Source organism: Micromonospora sp. CNZ295, from assembly GCF_004217535.1.
Window position 1 is genome coordinate 5471749 of sequence record NZ_SHKZ01000001.1, and the last position, 20342, is coordinate 5492090.

The following is a 20342-nucleotide window of genomic DNA, read 5'->3' on the forward strand; positions in this document are numbered from 1 at the left end:
CGGCCGCTCACCCGCGCGAACACCGGCCCTTTCTGTTTTCACCTGGAGGCATTCGCCATGACCAAAACCATCATCGGAATCGTCACCGTCGTCATCGGCTGCTTCGGCCTGCCGATGCTGCTGCTGTCCTCCGTCACGGGCGGCGGCCCCGGCGGGTGCGGCGTCGCCGCCGTGCCCGCGCTACGGCCTTCCGGGCAGCCACCCGGCCTCAGCTGGGACACCGAGCAGCTCGAGATCGCCGCGACCATCATCGATGTGGGTGTCGCCAAGGGCGTGCCCCGCTGGGGGTGGGTCGTCGGTCTCGCCACCGCGATGCAGGAATCCGGCCTGCGTAACCTGCCGCACCTCGGCAACCGCAACGACCACGACTCCATCGGCGTATTCCAGCAGCGCCCCAGCCAGGGCTGGGGCACCGTCGAGCAGCTGTCCCAGCCGGAGTACCAGGCCGGAAAGTTCTTCGACAAGCTGCTGACCGTCACCGGCTGGGAGCAGATGCCCCTCACCCAGGCCGCGCAGGCGGTCCAGGTGGCGGCCTACCCCGACGCGTACGCTAAGTGGGCCGACGACGCGATCCAGCTCGTCGAACAGCTGACCAGCACCCTGACCGACTGCGCCACCGACGCGCTCGCTGCCCTGCCGGACGGATTCACCCTGCCGATCGGCACCCCGCCCCAGGTCACGACCGCGATCTTCTGGGCGCTCGGGCAGCTGGGCACCCCATACCACTTCGGCGGGTCGTGCACCGACCCGCACTCCGGCGACCCCGACAAGCAGTGCGACTGCTCCTCGCTTATGCAGTCGGCGTACCGGGCAGCCGGCATCACCATCCCGCGCATCACCACCGATCAGGTCAACGCCGGAGAACCCGTAGCCGACCCGGCTCTCTTGCTGCCCGGCGACCTCGTCTTCATCCCCGGCAGCCGAGGCACCATGGCCGACCCCCGCCACGTCGGCATGTACCTCGGCCAGGGACTTCTCATCCAAGCACCAAGAACAGGCCATACAGTAAAAATCATCTGGTTGAGCGGATGGCTCGATCAGATCGCAGACATCCGCCGCGTCGTTACCTGGTGGCAGAATGCAGGTCTAAGCTCGCTTACACATCCTCAAGATCACGCCGACGCCGATGTCGCTACCAACATCGGCAGGCGGCCCGATGGCACCCGGATCTAGCCGATGAGCGGGCGCTCCGACTAGCGTTCACACATGGCCGAGTCTTTGGACCTCTGGAGTCCGGCTTCGCGTCGGGAGGCGCTCCGGATGGTTGACGTAGACGATCCTGGCCCTTACCACGCGATGCTCCGAGAGATCTTCGACCTCGAAAGGGCGTGGCGCGAAGGTCCGGACGTGGGCGAGAGCGACGAGTACGAGCAGGTCTACGTGACGGCCTTTCTGCTGTTCCTCATCGGCGATCCAGCGGACTCGCCCCGCCTGTATGGGGCGAAGTTCCGCACGGGCGACATGGACCTAGGCATCGGCTTCGACGCCCAGGCAATCTTCGGAGCGGGCCGGGGCGACACGCTTCGGTGGCTCCTGGAGAACGGATACACCGACGAGCACGCGCGTCTGTCTGAGTGGTTGTCGCAGTCGGAAGACCCGAAGATTGAAGACTGGGCTTGGCCCGTGCGCGATTACTTCTACTCACCGGACGGCGTGCTGCTCCTGAATCCGCTCTAGACACGCCCTGGCCAGCAGGATCCGTCCGCTCTTGCCGCCGACCGTGCGCCAAGTTCAGTAACGGGCGTGGTGGCGCTCGACGCGCGCTCCTGCCGAAGCGGATGTTTTCTCGACCTGCTCGCACCCGGTCACCTTGACGTTGTTGACGAGATCCACCCCGGCCGGCGGTGTCGTTGTGGCGTGCCTAATCGGCGGATACCTGAAGCTCGGGGTTATGCCGGCGCATCTCGTCGACGAGCGCCTCCAACGAGTACGGCAGGGCGGACTCTGGCAAGTTAACCGGCGGGAAGCCGGCTGCGCGGTTCATCCGTAGGAAGGCGCGGCGCACGAACCCGGATCGGGCAACTACCGTATCGGGGTCATGCGGCAGGATCGCCAGCATCCGTTGCCCCGCAACGGAGTGGATCCTCACAACGCCGATCTCACGCCACCGGAGCCGGCCAGCCGAGGCCAGTGACGCCCGATCGGTAATGCCCTCCGCGTCAACCTGCAGGGACGGCCGCCGATAGATCAGTTCGAGCAAGAAGTAGACACCGGCCAGGCCAAAGAACGCAACGCCGGCCATCGCGACGACAATGCCGACGACCCCCGCGAACGAAGCGATCCACAGACTCCCTGACACGAAGCCGGCGGAGGCGAGCAACAGAAGCAGCAGCCTCGATCGGGGGGCGTAGACGCGGACCGTTTCCACGATGGGACCGTAGCGGCAACTGCCGCTCAACCCAACACCGTCACCTGACCCCAGTCATGTGCTTCAGCTTCCGGTACTGGCCGTTGAGCGACCAGCGTGCTGTCGAGGCGGTCCCAGGTACGAGCCCGTCGTCACGCTGCCGCGGTCGGATACCCGATCGCGGTGAGGTCCTCGTGCAGCCTGGCGACGGTCATTTCTGGGTTCAAGGCTTGCACAACGACGTCAGTGAGCGGGCGGTGCGCGACAACGTGCTCGACCACCGTCGGGTCCACCTCGATCTCGTAGTAGTCCTCGGCGAACGTGACGTACCGGTCGACGATGTCGTCGAGCAGGATCTCGAGCAGCCCGGAGCCGTCCGGGGCGTTGCCGTCGTACGGTCCGCGGAGCGGGGGGAACGTGATGCCTTCACCGGCGTGCCAGCGGTCGTCACCGGATTGCCGCCACAGCACAGCGGTGGCGAGGAACTGTCGCTCCTCGTCGCCGAACGCTGGTTCCTCGATCTGCGGACGGAACACCGCCGGGATTCCGTCGAGCAGGCCGGGCCACAGTTCCCGGTCCGGACTGCGGTAGGGCGTCATCGCCGACTCGTGGTCGAACACACGGATGAACGCGCCCTCGGCGGTGAACACGACCGCCCACTCGTCGCCGCTGCCGTTGTTCATGAACGCTGCCTCGTCGTCACCCCAGGCGCGGGTGTAGGCGTAGTAGGGCTCACCACCGTCGAGGATGCACTCCAGGACGGCGAGTGTCTTGCAGCGGTCACGCAGCACGCCGATGGAAGGCAGCTTGGCGGCGATGTCGTACACAGTCACCCGGGGAACCTACGCCAGGACAGCATCAAGATCGTCGCATGCCTCCAGGCGTCTGCGACACCTCGGCGGCGGTGCACGCTTCATGGCGCGATATCGACGGGTCCGGTTTGCGCTCCAGGCATACCCTTTGGATCTCAGCGTCGGCAGACGTCAGGTGGGCGGGCTTGCAGATCATCGAGCACAGCATCATCGGGACCCGCTCCGCGGTGTTGCGCCTTCGGCGCCCCGGCAGCCAGTTGCAGTTCGTGCTGTTCCCCATGCTGCATGTGGCGAGCCCCGAGTTCTACGCGGCGGTGGCGCAGCGGCTCCGGCAGTGTGACCTGCTCGTCGTCGAAGGCGTCAGCGGACGCTCGGTACTGACGTGGGCCCTCACGCTCACCTACCGGGTCATGCCAGCCAACAAGCGCTCCGGACTCGTGGTCGACAACATCGCGTACCGGTCGCTCGGCGTCGAGCTGATCAACCCGGATGTGACGACGGCGGAGTTCACCCAGGGCTGGCGAGCCATGCCGCTGCGATACCGGCTCTTGATGTGGTGTGTCATTCCGATCGTGGCCGTGGCCCAGTTCTTCGGGGGCACGCGACGGCTGCTCTCGCCTGAGGTCGAGTTGAACGACCTGCCCAGCGCCAAGGACGAGATGTACTCAGACGACGAGTTCGCCGAACATTTCGAGCGCACATTCGGCGGCGACCGGGATGAGCGAGTGCTTGCCACGCTGTCCGAGCTGATCCGTACGCGTTCGTCCGAACGGATCGACGTCGCGGTCGTTTACGGTGCCGGGCACGTCCCAGCGATCGTGCGGGGCCTCGCGGACCGACACGGCTACCGCCCCCGGACCGCCGAGTGGCTCACCGTGCTGAACACCTGAGCGGCATCCACAGATGCCGCGAGTCGCGTGGTACCAAGCGATCTGTCGAGCTGGCCTGAGTGCCGTTCAGCCATGTGCCGATAAGTGCGCACAGCCGGGCGATCCAGCGGCCCTCGATCTGCGGCAATCAGCTCTCCGGTCATGACAAACGCGCCTTGCCGAGCACACGTGTATCGCCGTTGCCTGGCAAGATCGCTGTGGGAGGTGGGTCATTGCGGTACATGTGGGTTTCGTCGGCTGGCGGACCGCTGCTCGTTGCTCCGCAATCGGCGCTGTCGCTATGGACCGGCGCTGATAGCACTGACGGTCCCGTGGAGAGTTGGGGGGACTACGGCCGGGCGTGCGCGATCGACGGTTACGTCGGCGTGGTCGCCATCGGTCAACGGCAGGCACTTGTTCTGGGCGACGAGCCGGCAACGACGACGTATCTACCCTCGGAACGGCTGTTCCTGCGGTGGGCAGCGGCAAACGAGGAAGACGACCTGGTGAGCGCTGCACGCCGAGCGCTGCGTGACGGCGTGAGTTGGGACGAGGACGAGGATGTCCGCTGGGCGGTGGACGGGCCAGTCGTGCTGTTTGATTCGGCATGGCCCGGGGCGGAGTTGGAGCCTGACAACCACCTCGTGATCGATCTACGCCCGAGCGAGTACCGGGTCCGGGCGACATCTCGCGCCGACGGCGCCAACTGGATGATCCTCGTTCAGCTTCAACCCGTGTTGTGAACTCGCACAGCTGCAGGCAGACGCAGCTTCCACCAGGTCGTCCGGATCTGCTGCGGATCGGGCTCGACGCAACGGATGAGGGTCGTTCCCTGGTGGCCGCCGGGCTGCCTGAGACCCCAAACGTGGCGGGCCACGGGCGCAGGTCATTGATAGAGGTAGCCAGCGACCGCGCGCCCGATCTGCATCCGCTCGTTTGACGACCGGAGCTGATGGCTCGGCTGTGTTCAGTCCTCGAGTGGATCCCAGTGGTTGCTGTAGCGCAGCAGTGATTGCGCCAGGTCGGAGTGAGCGGCCGCCCACAGGGTGTCGAATAGGAACCACTGCTGGTACCCGAATGACCCACCACAGTGCATGGTGACTTGGGCAAGATGTTTGTCGGCCTCGATGCGTGATGCGTCAGGGCGTCGCCCGTCGACGTATTTGCCCGTCGTGAGAAGCGCCATGGCTTCGTGGTGGGCGGGGGTGTGCTCGTTGGGCAGGTTGGGCCACGGGTCGGCGTTGAGGTTGAAGCCGGGCCATCTGTTGCACCGCTCCAGCGCCGGCCTGATGGCGTCGTCTTCGGGTGCGACGAGTGCTCGCAAGACCAGCAACTCGGGTGGCCATGCTGCACCGCTGTCGGGGTCCGCGGTCCGCAGATGTCCGGGCAGTTCCCACAACCCGACCCCCGGGAATACCAGCGGCCGGGAACAAGCGAGGCTCGCGCCGTCGTAGAACGTGAGGAACACCGCGTACGTGCTGGCGCCACCGGTGCCGGCGGGCGTAACGACTGTCACTGGCACATCCGTGACGAACGACGTCGACTCACCGCCCGCGCCGGGCAACGGCCACGACTGGAGCGGGTATGCCAACCGGTCGAGGGCGGTCGCGACCACCTCGTCATCGAGGAAGAAGTACGCCAGTTCCACCTCGTCGTCATCGGTCCGTACCCGGAGGCTGTGATCGTCGAGGCGGATGAAGTCCTCGTCACCCTCCACGTACAAGTGCTCATGCAGGAGCTCGCGCAGCTCGCTGGTCGTGGCCGCCCGAGACAGCCCGTGCTTCCGTGCCGCCTCGAAGATCGAATCGAGGCCGTAGACGTCACCGCCCAGCTCGTTCTCAACCCACGACTCCGGATCGTCGCTGTCCCAACCTCGTTGAAACCAACTCAGCACAGTCTCGTCCGGCAGCCGCCGGACCCGCTTACTCAACAGGCCCTCGTAGTGGGAGCGATACACGAAATGCACGGCGTGACGGTACTGCAGCCGGTCACGCAGACGGGGACGGCGGAAGCCACTCATCTGGCAACAGGTGCGGCCTGGGCTGGGATAGGGCCTGGTGGTGGTCACGGTGTGCGACTGGTGGAACGATCACGATCATGGCGGCTTTCCGGCTCTTACGGCACACCGACCAATCCTCCCGATTCGCCCACGTCAGGTCCTGGCAAGCGACGTTTGCTTACGTCGATCTGCGCGCAGTCGACCGACTGGATCGCGCTCCACGGTGTGACCTTGTCACGGCTGACGAAGCCGCGAACGCGGACACCGCCTGCGTCGATGACCACGCCGAGTCGAAGAGCCCGCCAGATCCCGGCCAAGCCGCTCGTGACGAGCACGCATCCCAGCACCCTGCCGAACCATTCAGGCTAGGGTTTGCGGGCGACGCCGGCCCAGTAGTAGGCGGCGTGCGGGTCGGTGGGCTGGCCGGTGTCGGGTTGCCAGGCCATCACGGGCACGATTCCCGGTTCGACCAGGTCCCAGCCGTCGAAGAACCGGGCCACCTGTTCGCGGGTGCGGGGTACGAGGGTCATGCCGTTGTTGACGGCCGCGGTGACGGCTGTGGCCATGGCCTGGGGGTTGAAGTCGCCGGTCGGGTGGGTGATCGCCACGTAGCTGCCGGACGGTAGGGCGTCGAGCAGTACGCGGACCGTGTGCCAGGGGTCGTCGGCGTCGGCGAGCAGCATCAGGATCGCGATCATCGTCAGCGCGACCGGCTGGTCGAGGTCGAGTGTTTCGCGCAGCGTCTGGTGGTTGAGGATCATCTTCGGCTCGCGCAGGTCGGCGTGGATGTATTCGCTGCGCCCTTGCTCGGTGCTGACCATCAGGGCGCGGGCGTGGGCGAGCACGATGGGGTCGTTGTCGACGTAGACCACTCGGGTCTCGGGAGCGATTTGCTGGGCGATCTCGTGCAGGTTCGGTCTGGTCGGGATGCCGGTGCCGATGTCGAGGAACTGCCGTACACCGGCCTGGCCGACCAGGTAGCGAGCGACGCGGTGCACGAAGTGGCGGTTCTCGGCGGCCATCTCTCGGATCGTCGGGATCGCCGCGGCGAGGGCTTCGGCGACGGCGCGGTCGGCGGCGAAGTTGTCCTTGCCGCCGAGCCAGTAGTCGTAGATCCGCGCCGAGTGCGGCACGCTGGGGTCGATCCCGGACGGCGGTGTCTGTTGCTGGTCTGCCGCAGTCTCGTCACCGGGCCGCACGGGAGCCTCCTACAAAGGACAGTTGAGAGCAAGCAGCGTTCAGCCTAGCCCGAGACGGACACCGGTCTCGATGGTGTCCTGCAGAGAGCCAGCCTTCGGCGGCTGAGCGCCAACCGCACGTAGCGTGGACTGCCCTTGCCAGAGGCTGCCGACGTGTCGGAGCGATGTCGGCGGCGGTTACTTCTGGTCCAGGTCGCTGCGGAGTTGGGTGGCCAGCGTGACCGTGTCGTCGTGGGGTGTGGCGTCGAGGTCGGTGAGGGCTTTGGTCAGGGCGCGCAGGAGTGTGGTGATGCCGTCTGCGTCGCCGAGGGTGTGGCGGGCGTGCATCGCTTTGATGTAGAGGGTCTCGTTGTAGCGGTCTAGGTTGAGCGCTTTGTCGAGTAGGCCGGATGCGGCCTGTGGGTCGTGATGGAGCAGGTCGTCTGCCAGCAGTAGGTGCGCGTCGATGCCCCAGCGGTGGACTGTCTCGCGGTGCGGCTGCAGCCATTCGTAGTCGTGGCCGTCCGCGAGCGGCGCGGTGTAGAGGTCGCAGGCGGCGGTGAGCAGGTCGCGGCGGCGTGCTCCGGTGGCGATGGTGGCGGTGCGCAACAGGTCGCGCAGTGTCCACACGTCGACGTCGACGGTGGCGGGGTCGAGTCGGTAGCGTCCGCCGGTGGTGATGACGTAGGCGTTCTTGCGGTCGGTGGTGGCGGCGCGGCCGAGGACGTGTCGCAGGTTGCTGGCGTTGGTGTGGACGCGTTGGTCGGCTTGGCTGAGGCGGGCGTCGGGTTCGAGGTATTCGCCGATGTCGCGGGTGGTGGCGCCGTCGGGGTGGCAGGTGAGGAACACGGCCAGTTCGAGGGCTTTGGCGCGCAGTGGCCGGCCGGGTTTGGTGATGTTGTCGATTCGTGGCTGGCCGAGGACCCGCAGCCGTGCCTTCCCCGTCGCGGCGGGCGGGGCTGGCACGACGGATGGCTTGTCCGGCTCGGTGTCGGTTCGGCTTGTGTGCAGTGGTACGACGGCGGCCTGTGCCGGTGCGGCGGTGGGTGGTTCGCCGGTGTGTGCCTCGCGCAGGGTGGTGAGGATCTGGATCGTCGTGTCGGCGTCGAGGACAGGCAGCCGCGGCGGCACCGGCTCGACGGTTTCATTGGCAACGAGTGTGGTGTGGCCGTCGTGGGTGACGTCGATGGTGGCGCCGTGCGGCCATTCGCCGAGCAGCAGAGCGGACACGTGCAGGTCGCTGCCGAGGGTGAGGGCGACTTTGGCGCGCATGCTGGCCGCGGCCGGCGGGGTGTGTGTGATCAGGACGAGCGGTGGTAGCGGTTCCTCGCCGGAGGTTTGCTGGCGCGGGGTGTCCAGGTCGGTCAGGGCGTGTTCGTCGAGGATGCGGCTGCGGTGCAGGAGCCGTGCCTCGATCGCGGTGAGCGCGTTGTCGATGGTGTCAGTGACGTGCAGCCGTGACCACGGGCTGAGGGGCGCCTCCTGGGGGCCGAGTAGGTCCGTCAGGGTGGCGGCGTCGGTGATGACTTCACCGCGCGCGTCGGGGTGGTGCGGGCCGCCGGTGGACAGGGTCGCGACGAGGACACCGCGAGCTGCGGGGTGCGCCCCATTTCCGATGAGGCCGGTTCCACCCGGGGGCAGCGGTACGAGGTCCGGCACACGCGCGGCTGGCTCGGTGTCGTCCGGGCGCGGAAGGTCGGGATTGCGGGCTACGGCGCGGCGCAGCTGCCGCACGGGTGGTGGCAGGTCGGTGGGCGGGTCGGTGTCGGGCTGGCCGGTGTATCGGCGGCGGCGGTGAGCCCAGACGAGCGCGGCGGCGGCGCTGACCGCGGCGGCGAGTGACCAGGGCAGCCACGCCGACGGCGACAGACTGACGCCATCACCGTCGGTTGCCGCAGTCGGGCTCGGTTGGCCGTCGACCGCTGGCGTGGTGGATGGTGATGCCGGTGTGGTGGGGCTGGAGGTTGCGGGCGGCACGGTCGTGGGCGCATCCGTCGCTGACGCGGTGCCGTGTGGGGTGGCTGGTTTCTGCGAGGCCGTGGTGGCCGGCGGGGTAGGACGTGAGGGGTCCGCAGCGGTGCTCGGCGTCGCCGACGGCGTGGCGGTCGCCTGTGGTGGTGTCGGCCGGTTTGGTGCGGTGGCGGGTATGGCGTCTGCTGGTGGGCGGGCATCGGCGGGCAGCCGTAGGTCCCAGCCGGGGTAGATGAGGTCGCAGTCGCGCAGGGTACCGCCGGTTCGGGGGAAGTGGCGGTGCTTGTTCAGCCGGCAGATTTCCGGCCACCGGTTCGCGTCGCCGAGCCACTGTTTGGCGATCTTGGAGATGGTATCGTGGCGCTCGACTGTGTAGAGGTAGCGGGTGTCGGCGACGCGGATCAATGCGGGGCCACGCGCGATGGCTTGCCGAGGGATCACGCCAGGGTTGTCAGCGGAGGCGACGAGGGCTGTGGGCCTGCCGGCGTCGTCTTCCGTGTTGAGTTGGCCGGCGGAGGTGACGGCGATCGCGGCGGTGCCGGCCAGGCCGAACACGAGCCGGTGCAGCGGTGCCGGAAGTCGCAGCGCTGGGATCCGCCAGCGGGTCACCACCGCGACCAGTTCGGTGACCAACAGCAGGGCCAACACGGCCCAGAGCAGCCACAGCGCCCAGACCGCTATGCCGGCGAGGACGGTCGGGGTGAAGCGTCCACTCGGCTGGTCGAACCAGACGGCGACCTGCGACCACGACGGTAACCGCCGCAGCGGATCGCCGCCGACGACCCACAGCAGCGCGGGCACCACAACGAGGAACACCGCGGCGCCGAGTGCCGCTCGGATCAGTCGGACCACCACTGCCGACCGCGCAGGCCGGGTGTGCGGTGCCTGCTCTCTGGGCTTGTAGAAGGTGGGACGCGTGCCGTACTCGGCCAGCCGGCGAACCTTGTCTGGGGACTCCTGCGGCACCGTGCCCTCCCCTTCACCCGACCCTGACCTTCTCCCGCATACACGAGGATGCATGCCGATGACCATCCCGCGAAGAAGGATTCTCACCATGCGCGCACGAAGGATCACTGCGCGGGACGGTGGTTGACGGTCCACCGCCGGGTCGGGTGAGACTGCCGCACATGCCAAGCGGGGGCGCACAACTGTCGATCGACCTCAACTCGTCGGCCATTGCCGCCGCCGTCGGTCACCACGGCGCCCGGATCCCCATCATCCTCGACGGTCACCTCGTCATGCCGCGCGGCATCGCCCTCGACCCAGCCGGCAACCTCTACCTCGGCGTGCCCGCAACGACCCCTCCGCCAGCCGGCCACCAGTTCGTACCCGACCCGCTGGACCTGCTCGGCACCCAAGCGGGCGGACCGGCCCTCGACGCCGTCGACCTGATCGCCGCACTACTGCGGCACGTCGCTGGTCAAGCCGTCAATCAAGTCGGTGAGCCGATTGGCACGCTCACCATGACCATCCCGTCGAGTTGGGGACCACGCCGACGTGACGAGCTCACCGAAGCGGCGTCCCGCGCCGGGCTGCCCGCGCCCGCCATAGTCACCGCACCAGCAGCGCTCGCCGCCCACGCCCAAGCCCTAGGCCTCACCGCCCCCGACGGCTCGTGCCTGCTGATCTGCCAGGCCGACCGCCACCCGGTCGCCCTGACCATCCTTCAAGTAGACGGCGACGGATACCGCGAACTGGCCACCCGAGCGATCGACTCACCGGGCGACCTGGACCAGGTCCTCGCCCAGCAACTCCTGGACGCGGCCACCACCAACGACGACCCGCTGCGCGCCGAGCTGACTCAGCCCACGCAGGACGGGCGAATCCTGCTGGAATCCGTGCGCCAGGCCAGACACCGTCTCGTCACACAGAACCGCGCACCAGTCCTGCTCCCCGCGCCGCGCACACCCGCCGTCATCACCCGCGATGACGTCGCGGCCGCCGCACAACCCCTCCTCGACGCAGTCCACGACGCGGTCTCCGACGTCCTCGACGCAGCCGACATCAACCTTCAGCACCTCGTCGGCGTCATCCTCCATCAGGTCGAGCCGGTGCCCGGACTGGCGGATCGGCTGGCCACCGCGACCAGCCTCGCCCCGGCCACTCTCACCGGCCAGCCCCACGCCCTCGCTGACGGCGCCCTCGCCCTCTCCGCACCGCACCACCACACAAGGACGGCCGCGCACGCCCACCTGCCGCGTGTGCGACTTCGCGTCCGGGACCTGACCAGCGCCACCGTACTCACCGCCTGCTCGCTCGCCCTGCTGCTGCAAGCAGTCCTCACCGCCGACATCACCACCATCGCCTACCGAATCATCGGCGTGCGCACCTCCCTGCCTCAACTCGGCGCCGCCGGCGCACTGGCCATGCTCACCGCCTTCGCCGTGGCGCACCTCGCCCCCACCACCTGGCTCTCCGGTGCACCCACCACCGCAACACCTGAATCCGCCACCGGCGACCTCATCCAACGCGGATACCTGACCGCCGCCGTCGGCGGCGCCGTCGCCGCCGCCCTCTACGGCCTGGCCACCGGCACCTCCGTCGGACACGACTACAGCCCCTATCTGAGATGGACCCTCGGCACCGCCCTGCCGCTCGCGGTGTGCGCCGCCGTCATCGCCGCCACCGCACCCCGCATCCCCGCCACCGATCTGCCCACCTGGCTCCACCACACCCGACCCGCCCTCCTGCACGCCGCCATCGCCACCGTCGGCATCTACCTCATGCGCGCAGCCCTCACCCTCACCCCACCCGTCGACTGGACCGGCATGCCCGGCCTCATCGGCAGCGCCGGAGCAGCCCTCCTCGGCATCGCCACCGCCCTGACGGCCATCCGAAGCCGCACCATCCGCATCATCACCGCACCAGGCCTCGCCATCGGCTACGCCATCGTCTTCACCAACGCCACCAGCGGCGCCCTCATCGTCGGCTACCTGATCGCGGTCACCTGGTGGGCAGTACGGCTGGTCGGGTCCACGCTGCAACTCGCGTTCCCCGCCGCGGGCGCGGCACTCCGCCGCCTCATAGACGCTCGTAAGACCTGACGGGCTCTTTTCGCTAAACGCCGTCGCCAATGGCCTCTGTCCGTCGTCAGGAGAATTTTATCAAGGCCAGCACCGGCCGAAATTGCACTGCGTGCTGCCCGATTCCTGTCGTCCGACGACTCGCTGCGAATGAAGCAGCCACCCACCGAGCAAGAAACACCAGCAAAAGGCAGTTTTCGTGCCCTCCACTGCCGTCTAAGGCTGCCTGGAACCCGCCAACGTGGACTCCACGCCGCAAAGCGCCGCTGCCGCGAAGTCCCTGCTCACACCAACCTGTGTTCAGACTGAGCACGGGACAGCACGGAGCCAACGCCAACCATCCATATCCGATGACCGCCAAGTGACCGAAGGAGATCCCGCGATGACTGCAAGCCATCAGGTGAGAAAAATGTCAAGCCAATGGGGGAACAATCATGCCATTCCAACCAGACATCCCGGATCAGCCCACGCTGAATTACAATTTCAGCGACCATCCAAAAGAAACCACAGACAGCAGATCCGACGAACTGCGCGTCATTGCGCCGCCCGAACCGCCCGCGTTCGGGCCGGTCGGCGCGCGCGCTCTCCTACGCCTTCTCGTCGCGGTACACGTTAAACGCTCGGGTGCCGATCACCACCCTGTGGAGGAAACATGACCATTGACCAGCAACGCTTGAGACAAGACCTCGCGAAGGAGAGCTTCGAAGCGCCGAAGCTCTCCTTCGCCTTCTACGGTCGCGTCTCCACCGAGGACAACCAGGACCCTGAGTCGTCCCGACACTGGCAACTGTCCCTCGCCCAGACGTTGATCACCCCGAGGGGCGGAATGATTGTCGAGGAATTCTTCGATGTCGGCCACAGCCGAGCGCTGCCGTGGCAGCGCCGCCCGGACGCCAGCCGGCTCCTGGCCGCGCTACGCAACCCGCGGCGAGGCTTCATCGCAGTGGTGATCGGTGAACCCCACCGTGCCTTCTACGGCAACCAGTTCGGCCTGACCCTGCCGTTGTTCACCCACTACGGCGTCCAACTGTGGGTCCCGGAGGTCGGTGGACCAATCGACCCCGACAACGAGGCCCACGACCTGGTGATGTCCGTCTTCGGCGGGATGAGCAAGGGCGAGCGGAACCGGGTCAAGGTCCGCGTCCGCACCGCCATGGCCTCCCAAACCCAACTCGAAGGACGCTACCTGGGCGGACGCCCACCGTACGGGTACATGCTCAAAGACCTCGGGCCGCACCCAAACCCGGCGAAGGCCGCCGACGGCAAACGCCTCCGCGGACTGACTCCAGACCCGCAGACCGCCCCCGTCGTCCAGCGCATCTTCGCCATGTACCTCGCCGGATACGGCATGTTCGCCATCGCCGAAGCACTCACCCGCGACGACATCCTCTGCCCCTCGGCGTACGACCGCGCCCGCAACCCCCACCGAGACGGGCTCGCCTGGTCCAAGACCGCCGTGCGGACGATCCTGATCAACCCCCGCTACACCGGGCGGCAGGTCTGGAACAAGCAGCGCACCGACGAGGTGCTGCTCGACGTCGACGACGTCGCGCTCGGGCACACCCCGGTCATGCGGTGGAACCAGCGCGACCGGTGGGTCACCTCCAACGACATCGTCCACGAACCTTTGATCGAACAGGCGACCTTCGACCGCGTCCAGGAGATACTCGGCGTGCGGGCGCGCACCGCGACCGCGCCGAAACGGGCGCACCGATCCCGGCACCCCTACATCTTCAAGAGCCTGGTCCACTGCGGCATCTGCGGCAGGAAGATGCAGGGCCAGCACTCTCACGGCGTCGCCTACTACCGCTGCCGCTTCCCCCAGGAATACGCCCTGACCAACAAGGTCGACCACCCCCGGAACGTGATCATGCGAGAAGACGTGCTGATCCGACCATTGGACACCTGGCTCGTGCAAGGCTTCGGGCCGCTGCAGCGGCGGCACACCATCGCTGGGCTCCTCGAACAGGCCAACCTCGACACGCCGACCGTGACCCCGGTCGCACCGCAAGGACCCACCATCGCCGAGTGCGACGCGAAACTGGCCCGCTACCGGGCGGCACTCGACGCCGGCGCCGACCCGGCGGTGGTCGCCGGCTGGATAGCCGAGACCCAAGCCGAACGCCAACGTGCCGAACAACACCAGCACACACCGGTTGAGGACAGACCCGGCAACATCCCTCCTCGCCTCACCGAGGAACAGATCATCGCCATCGTCGAGGAACTCGGCGACCTCGTGAACGCACTGCGGGACGCCGAGCCGGAACACAAGCTAGAGGTCTACCGCAGCCTCGGGCTACACCTGTCGTACGACCCGAAAACACAAACGGTGCGGGCAAGTGTTGACCTTGCCGCGCACCGTTGGGATTCGGTTCGTGTCCGAGGGGGGACTTGAACCCCCACGCCCTATACGGGCACTAGCACCTCAAGCTAGCGCGTCTGCCATTCCGCCACCCGGACCTGCTCGTCCAGCCTACTGCGCCGGCCAAGGTGATCTTCCCACCCGTTGGCCGGCCCGCAGGCCGCACGGGTGGTTACTGTACACCGCCCAGATGGATCATGCACATCGACTCCCGGCCGGTGGACGATACCGGACGAGGGGATGGTTGTGGGTAGCGTCGGGGCGCATCGTGGCGGCAGCATGACCACGTGTCGCATCCCTCCTCCCTGGCCGCGATCCAGCACCGAGCTCTCGCCCTACGTAATGCCGGCGACCTGGCCGGCGCACGTCACCTGCTCACCGACGCCGTCGAGTCCGCCCAACCGCCCTACGGCCCGGACCACCCCGACGCGCTGAGCACCGCGCACCTGCTGGCGCGGCTGCACCGGGAGGCCGACGACCCGGCCGCCGCCCGCCGGGTCCTGGAGCAGGCGTTCGCGGCCGGGGAGCGCCGCTGGCCGCACGGCGACCCGCTGATGCTGGCGCTCTGCTTCGAGCTGGCCACCGTCGCGGACGAACTCGGCAACCGGCACGAGGCCCGCCGCAACTACCGCCGCGTCGCCACCGCCGGGCCCGCCGTGCTCGGTGCCGACCACCCGGCGGTACGCGAGGCCCGCGCCTACCTCGGGGAGGCCGCTCCCCCGCCGGTTGACGCCGCACCCGCTGCGACAGACGCCCCGGGTCACCCGCCAGCGGGCACGCGGCCGGGCACCCCGACGGCCACCGCGCCGCCGGTGCCGCGCCGACCTGCCGATCCCGCGCTCGGTCGCCCACCCACCGGTGCCGCGCCGGCCGCTCCTCTGCCCGCGGACCCGGCGGCGGTGAGCAGTCTCGCCGCCCTCAACGGACCGACGGTGTCCCTGGCCGTCCTCTCCACCGCCTGGCGCCCACACGACCGAGCGACCACCGTCGACCGCGCGGCTGGCCCGCAGCACGAGCAGGTGGCCGAACACGTAGCCGCGCCGGGATCATCCGGGGCCGGACAACCCGTTCCTGGCACCGCACCGCCCACGGGCGTCGACCCGCGCGCCACGCCACCCCGAACGGTGGAACCGGTCGCCGCGCCTCCCGCTGCGCACGTGGCGCCGCCACCCACGGTGCCGCCGACGGCCGCGCCGGCCGGTGCGTATGCCCGACCGACCCGCCCGGCCGACCCGCCGGCCAACGCACCGGCTCCCCCGACTGCCGTACCGACGCACGAGCCCGCCCCGCCGGCCCACCCGGCTGGCGTACCGACGCACGCGGCCGCCCCGCCGGCCCACCCGGCTGGCGTACCGACGCACGCGGCCGCCCCGCCGGCCCACCCGGCTGGCGCGCCGACGCACCACGCCGAGCCGCCGGCCGGCGTGCCGACGCACGGCGTCCACGCGCCGGCCCGCCGGGCTGACGTGCCGGCTCACGTACCGGGACGGCGGGTCGACGAGCCGGATCGGCGGGGCGGCGCCGGCGAATCCCGGCCCGGGCCGGACCAGCCCGTCGGTGGAGTCGCCCCGTCTCCGGGCACGCCACCCGCCGCCCACCCGCCGGTCCGTGAGGCGCCTTCCGGTGACCGATCCTCCGCCGCGCCTCAGCCCGGGCCACCGACGGCCGGCCTGCCCGCAGCCACTCCCGGCCCGACGGCACGTCCAGGCTCCGCGGGCTGGGACTCGCCGACCGTCCAGGTCCAGCAGATCGAGCCGCTGCTCGCCGGCGGGCCGCCGACCTCCGCCACCACCAGTGCGCGGGGATCCCAGGCCGGCCCGTCCGAGGTGACCACTCCGCCCGCCGGTGACCCGACCCACACCCACCCCGCCGGCCCTGCTCCCGGTGGTCCGGTGAGCCCTCCGCCCCCGGCGACCTTCCCGGTGAGCGGGCGGCCGTTCCCCGTAAACGCACCGCCGGTCAGCGGGCCGCCGTTCCCGGTCAGCGCACCCCCGGTCAGCGCACCGTCGGTCAGCGGGCCGCCGTTCCCCGTGAGCGCACCGCCGGTCAGCGGGCCGCCGTTCCCCGTGAGCGCACCCCCGGTCAGCGGACCGCCGTTCCCGGTCAGCGCACCGCCCGTGAGCGGAACGCCCGGCTCGCCGGTCAGCGCACCACCCGGCTCGCCGGTCAGCTCGGCGCCGGTTCCGCCGTGGATCATGGACGGTCCGTGGGAGGCCGGCACGCCCACCTCGCCCAGTGGGCCGCCGCAGGCGCCGGCGGCGAGCCCCGGCGCGGCGGTACCCGGCGTCGCCCATCCGGCTCCACACCACACCGGCGCCGCGTACCCCGGCGCGCACCCGCAGCACATCGGGCACCACCCGGCTCCACATCAGACCGATCCGGCGCCGCCGGCGCACCCGGGCGAGCACGCACCGCCGCCCCTGCCGGGAACCCCACCCGCCGGCCCGGCGGCGACCGCGCACCCCGCCATCGCAGGGCACGTCCCAGCGGCGCGACCGCAGGCCGGGGACCCGGCCGGAGGCGGGACGCTGCCCGCGTACTTCCCGGCGGAGCCGGAGGGGCACGGCCGGAACCGGACGGCGGGGATCGCGGTGCTCGGGGCCGTGGGGTTGGCCGTGACGGCGGTCGCCGCAGGCGTGGTGGTGCTCGGCCGGGGCGAGCCGACGCCGCCGCCGGCCGCTCCCCTGGTCTCGGCGGCGCCGGAGGCGGCGGTGCCGACCGAGACCGCGCCGACCGGGCCGCCACCGGCGGACCTGCGGCTGCGGGACGACGCCGCGACGATCACCCTGACCTGGACCGACCCGTCCGGAGGCGTGGTGCCGTTCATGATCGCGGCCGGTCGGGCGGGGCAGGGGCTGGGCGTGCTGGCCAGAGTGGACCCGGGGCAGACGAGCTACACGGTCAACGGGCTGAGTTCCCGGGTGGACTACTGCTTCACCGTGCTCGCGGTCTACGCGACGGACACGTTCGCCACCTCCGGGCAGGTGTGCACCGACCGCGAAAGATGAGTCGGACGTCGCACACGCAGTGTGTCCACAGCGGGACCCTACGGGTTCCCCTGGCCATGGCCGGACCCATATGATGGCACCCGACTTCCGGGGAGGGTCGCCCGTCTTCAGGCCCGTCACCTGCTCAAACGACACGGGAAGGCAGCTGGTTGTGGCCACCGTCGACGATGCCGTGAACGGTCCGCGCCGCCGGTTCCGGGGCGGGCTGGTCACCGTCGCGACGGTGGCGGCGCTGCTGGCCGCGATGGGGCTGACCGTGCTCGGGGTCGGCGCCGCCGACAACGCGGTGGCCAGCTTCGACGCGAGTTCCTGGCTGTGGAGCACCGCGCGCGGGGAACTGGCCCGGGTCAACGGGGTGACCGCCCGGGTGGACACCCGGATGGAGGTGCCGGGCGCCCGGCGACACCCGATGCAGGTCACCCAGACCGACCGGCTGCTGGTCCTGCGGGACCTGACCACCGGCCAGGTCAGCTCCCTGGACCTGGCCACCCTGCAGATCACCGCCAGCTCGCGCACCACACCGGGCCTCGGGGTAAACGTGGCGCTGCACGAGGACGCGGCGTTCGTGGTGGACGCGGTGCAGGGCATCGTCCGGCAGCTGGACCCGCGGTCGCTGGCGCCGGTCGGGGAGCCGGTCCGCTACCCGCCGGGCATCACCGGCGGGTCGTTCGACGGCGAGGGTCGGCTGTGGATCGCCGTGCCGAGCGAGGGCACGGTGTCGGCGGTCACGGCCGCGCCGCTGCCGTCGGCGCCGGCCGCCGCCGGCGCCGGGGTCGGTCCGCAGCGGGTCGAGACGTACGACGTGGCCGAGCCGCACCACGAGCTGGTGGTCTCCACGCTGGACGACGGCGTGGCGGTGCTCGACCGGACGGCGGGAGTGCTGGTGCTGGTGCGCCGGGGCGACGTGACCCGCACCCCGCTGGCGATGTCCGCGCCGGCCGTGCTGCCCGCCCGCACCAGCGGGCCGGCGGTGCCGGTGACGGTGCCCGCCGAGCGCCGGGTGCACGTGGTCACCGACGGCGTGGTGCGCAGCTTCACCGTGCCCGGGGCCGGGGGCGACCTCAGCCCGGCCGTGTCCTGGGCCGGGCGGTTCTACTGTGCGGACGAGGCCACCGGCACGGTGTACGCGTTCGACGGATCCGGCCGGCTGGTCGACACCGTGCGCGGCCGGCCGACCGGCCCGCTGGAGCTGGAGGTCCGGGAGAACCACCTGTTCATCAACGCTCCCGACTCGGCGACCGCCCGGGTGGTCGACGACCGGCATCAGGTGCGCGAGGTCGACAAGTACGCCAACGACGTGCTGGGCGGCGACCCGCCGCCCGCTCCCCCGCCGCCGCCCCCGCCGAGGAAGCCGAAGGTGGGCAAGCCCGGCCCGCCGCGCTCCGTGACGGCCGCGGCCGGCAACGCCCGGGCCCGGGTGAGCTGGCGGGCGGCCGCCGCGAACGGCGTGGAGATCATCAAGTACGTGGTGACCGGTGGCGGGCAGCGCGTCGAGGTGGGCGCCAACCAGCGGGCGGTGGAGATCGAGGGCCTGACCAACGGCAAGACCTACCGGTTCTCGGTGTTCGCGGTCAACTCCAAGGGGCAGGGCCCGGCCCGCACCAGCAACCCGGTGACGCCGACGGCGGCCGTGCCGGATCCGCCGGCCAGCGTGACCGCCGAGGCGCGCCCGGACGGCACGGTGGTGGTGCGGTGGCCGGCGGCCAACGGGCAGGGCAACCGGATCGCCCGGTACGTGGTGACGGCCGCCTCGGCCGGCACCAACGCCCCGGCGGGCGAGGCCACCAGGACCGAGCTGGTGGTGCCCGCCGGTGAGCTGGCGTACGGCACGCAGTACGCGTTCTCGGTCGTCGCGGTCAACGACAAGGGCGCCGGCTCGGCGGCCTCCCCGGTGAGCAACACGGTGGTCCCGTACGCGCCGCCGGGGCGCCCGGTGAACCTGCGCGCGACGACGGTGGCTGACCAGCCGGGCACGGTCGCGGTGCAGTGGGCGCCGGCCGAGGCGAACGGGCGGCCGGTGACGGCGTACCAGGTCGACGTCGGCGGACGGCGCAGCGAGGTGACCGACACCCGCGCCACCGTCAGCGGCCTGGGCGACGGGCAGGACGTGCGGGTGTCCGTGAAGGCGGTCAACGAGGCGGGGCCGGGCCCGGAGGCCACCGCCACGGCGCGGACGGTGGCTCAGCCGCGGGTGACGGTGACCGGCTCGTCGGCGACCGCGACGTCGGCGACGGTGACGTTCACCGTGGACGCCGGCGGCGGACAGCCGACCTGCGCGCTGAGCGCCGCCGGCGAGCCGGCGAAGTCCGGCCCGTGCTCCCGGATCACGATGTCCGGGCTGACGCCCGGCACGGCGTACACGTTCACCGTGACGGCGACCAACGCGGCCGGGCGGGGCACCGCCACCCGGGCGCAGAGCACCGCCGCGCTGTACGGGACGGCGACCTGCCGCAACGGCGACTCCGGCGAGGAGGCCCGCTACTGCGACGCCGACGTCGACGGCCGCAACGGCAACGAGATCTTCTCGGTGCCGCGGCAGGACAACGACCGGCAGGTCGGGTGGGCGCGGCCCGGCTCGCGACTCAAGGCGTTCTGCAAGAAGCCGGGCGAAGAGGTGTACGCGTACATCTACAACGACCACAAGCGCAGCACCTGGTGGGTGCAGGTCGACTACAAGGGACGCAACTACATCCCGTGGGCCTGGCTGAACCTCGACGGCGGCGACGACATCGGCGTCCTGCCCACCTGCTGACCGCACCCCAAGGAGCACCAC

General features: G+C 70.0%; 15 protein-coding genes and 1 tRNA gene. 9 read left to right on the forward strand and 7 right to left on the reverse strand.

Features of this window, described 5'->3' with window-relative positions; genetic code table 11:
- The first annotated feature begins 57 nt into the window (after positions 1-57).
- Entirely contained in the window at positions 58-1173 is a 1116-nt protein-coding gene (locus tag EV376_RS25515) for a C40 family peptidase (protein WP_130327277.1), read from the forward strand.
- A gap of 33 nt (positions 1174-1206) precedes the next feature.
- Complete coding sequence (locus EV376_RS25520; RefSeq protein WP_130327279.1) at positions 1207-1677, forward strand: hypothetical protein; 471 nt, start codon at positions 1207-1209, stop codon at positions 1675-1677.
- Positions 1678-1861: 184 nt separating this feature from the next.
- On the opposite strand, the gene EV376_RS25525 is transcribed toward EV376_RS25520, so the two are convergent.
- Both EV376_RS25525 and EV376_RS25530 read right to left on the reverse strand, forming a co-directional pair.
- Positions 1862-2368 (reverse strand): STM3941 family protein, encoded by a 507-nt coding sequence (locus tag EV376_RS25525; protein WP_130327281.1) that lies wholly within the window; start codon positions 2366-2368, stop codon positions 1862-1864.
- 131 nt (positions 2369-2499) lie between these two features.
- Positions 2500-3180 carry a hypothetical protein gene (locus EV376_RS25530; RefSeq protein WP_130327282.1) on the reverse strand — a complete coding sequence of 227 codons (681 nt, stop codon included), beginning with the start codon at positions 3178-3180 and terminating at the stop codon, positions 2500-2502.
- Between the two features lie 164 nt (positions 3181-3344).
- On the opposite strand from EV376_RS25530, the gene EV376_RS25535 reads away from it, so the two are divergent.
- Together EV376_RS25535 and EV376_RS25540 are read left to right on the forward strand one after the other, a co-directional pair.
- A complete protein-coding gene (locus EV376_RS25535; protein WP_130327284.1) occupies positions 3345-4049 on the forward strand; it encodes a hypothetical protein in 705 nt (234 codons plus the stop codon).
- 59 nt (positions 4050-4108) lie between these two features.
- The gene (locus EV376_RS25540) at positions 4109-4771 is read left to right on the forward strand and encodes an immunity 21 family protein (protein ID WP_486482800.1); all 663 of its coding nucleotides are present in this window, start codon (positions 4109-4111) and stop codon (positions 4769-4771) included.
- Between the two features lie 224 nt (positions 4772-4995).
- Here EV376_RS25540 and EV376_RS25545 read toward each other — a convergent pair whose 3' ends face one another.
- The 4 genes from EV376_RS25545 to EV376_RS25560 all read right to left on the reverse strand — a co-directional run bounded on the left by EV376_RS25545 (position 4996) and on the right by EV376_RS25560 (position 10250).
- Complete coding sequence (locus tag EV376_RS25545) at positions 4996-5994, reverse strand: hypothetical protein (RefSeq protein WP_130327286.1); 999 nt, start codon at positions 5992-5994, stop codon at positions 4996-4998.
- Positions 5995-6143: 149 nt separating this feature from the next.
- Entirely contained in the window at positions 6144-6374 is a 231-nt protein-coding gene (locus EV376_RS25550) for a PH domain-containing protein (protein ID WP_130327288.1), read from the reverse strand.
- Between the two features lie 18 nt (positions 6375-6392).
- Positions 6393-7226, reverse strand: coding sequence for an SAM-dependent methyltransferase (locus EV376_RS25555; RefSeq protein ID WP_130327290.1), 834 nt, complete (start codon positions 7224-7226; stop codon positions 6393-6395).
- Positions 7227-7403: 177 nt separating this feature from the next.
- Positions 7404-10250 (reverse strand): AfsR/SARP family transcriptional regulator, encoded by a 2847-nt coding sequence (locus EV376_RS25560; RefSeq protein ID WP_486482801.1) that lies wholly within the window; start codon positions 10248-10250, stop codon positions 7404-7406.
- 53 nt (positions 10251-10303) lie between these two features.
- Here EV376_RS25560 and EV376_RS25565 point away from each other — a divergent pair, with 53 nt between their 5' ends.
- The 3 genes from EV376_RS25565 to EV376_RS25575 all read left to right on the forward strand — a co-directional run bounded on the left by EV376_RS25565 (position 10304) and on the right by EV376_RS25575 (position 14594).
- Positions 10304-12220, forward strand: coding sequence for an Hsp70 family protein (locus EV376_RS25565; RefSeq protein WP_130327291.1), 1917 nt, complete (start codon positions 10304-10306; stop codon positions 12218-12220).
- A gap of 413 nt (positions 12221-12633) precedes the next feature.
- Positions 12634-12855, forward strand: a complete 222-nt coding sequence (locus tag EV376_RS25570) for a hypothetical protein (RefSeq protein ID WP_130327293.1) — start codon at positions 12634-12636, stop codon at positions 12853-12855.
- On the forward strand, positions 12852-14594 hold the full coding sequence (locus tag EV376_RS25575; RefSeq protein WP_130327296.1) for a recombinase family protein: 1743 nt from the start codon (positions 12852-12854) through the stop codon (positions 14592-14594). Before EV376_RS25570 ends, EV376_RS25575 begins: the two co-directional genes overlap by 4 nt.
- Here EV376_RS25575 and EV376_RS25580 read toward each other — a convergent pair.
- A tRNA-Leu gene (locus EV376_RS25580) sits at positions 14576-14659 on the reverse strand. The two genes, EV376_RS25575 and EV376_RS25580, sit on opposite strands and share 19 nt — an antisense overlap.
- 189 nt (positions 14660-14848) lie before the next feature.
- Between EV376_RS25580 and EV376_RS31095 the strand changes: the two genes are divergently transcribed.
- A complete protein-coding gene (locus tag EV376_RS31095; protein ID WP_486482802.1) occupies positions 14849-17569 on the forward strand; it encodes a tetratricopeptide repeat protein in 2721 nt (906 codons plus the stop codon).
- A gap of 151 nt (positions 17570-17720) precedes the next feature.
- Positions 17721-20321: a fibronectin type III domain-containing protein gene (locus EV376_RS25590; protein ID WP_130327298.1), complete on the forward strand. Its 2601-nt coding sequence runs from the start codon at positions 17721-17723 to the stop codon at positions 20319-20321.
- Positions 20322-20342: the final 21 nt, after the last annotated feature.

What these genes read in the sequence shown, in the direction of transcription:
- EV376_RS25520 (WP_130327279.1), top strand. Translation starts at nt 1,207, where the DNA reads ATGGCCGAGTCTTTGGACCTCTGGAGTCCGGCTTCGCGTCGGGAGGCG.
- EV376_RS25575 (WP_130327296.1), top strand. Translation starts at nt 12,852, where the DNA reads ATGACCATTGACCAGCAACGCTTGAGACAAGACCTCGCGAAGGAGAGC.
- EV376_RS25515 (WP_130327277.1), top strand. Translation starts at nt 58, where the DNA reads ATGACCAAAACCATCATCGGAATCGTCACCGTCGTCATCGGCTGCTTC.
- EV376_RS25565 (WP_130327291.1), top strand. Translation starts at nt 10,304, where the DNA reads ATGCCAAGCGGGGGCGCACAACTGTCGATCGACCTCAACTCGTCGGCC.
- EV376_RS25570 (WP_130327293.1), top strand. Translation starts at nt 12,634, where the DNA reads ATGCCATTCCAACCAGACATCCCGGATCAGCCCACGCTGAATTACAAT.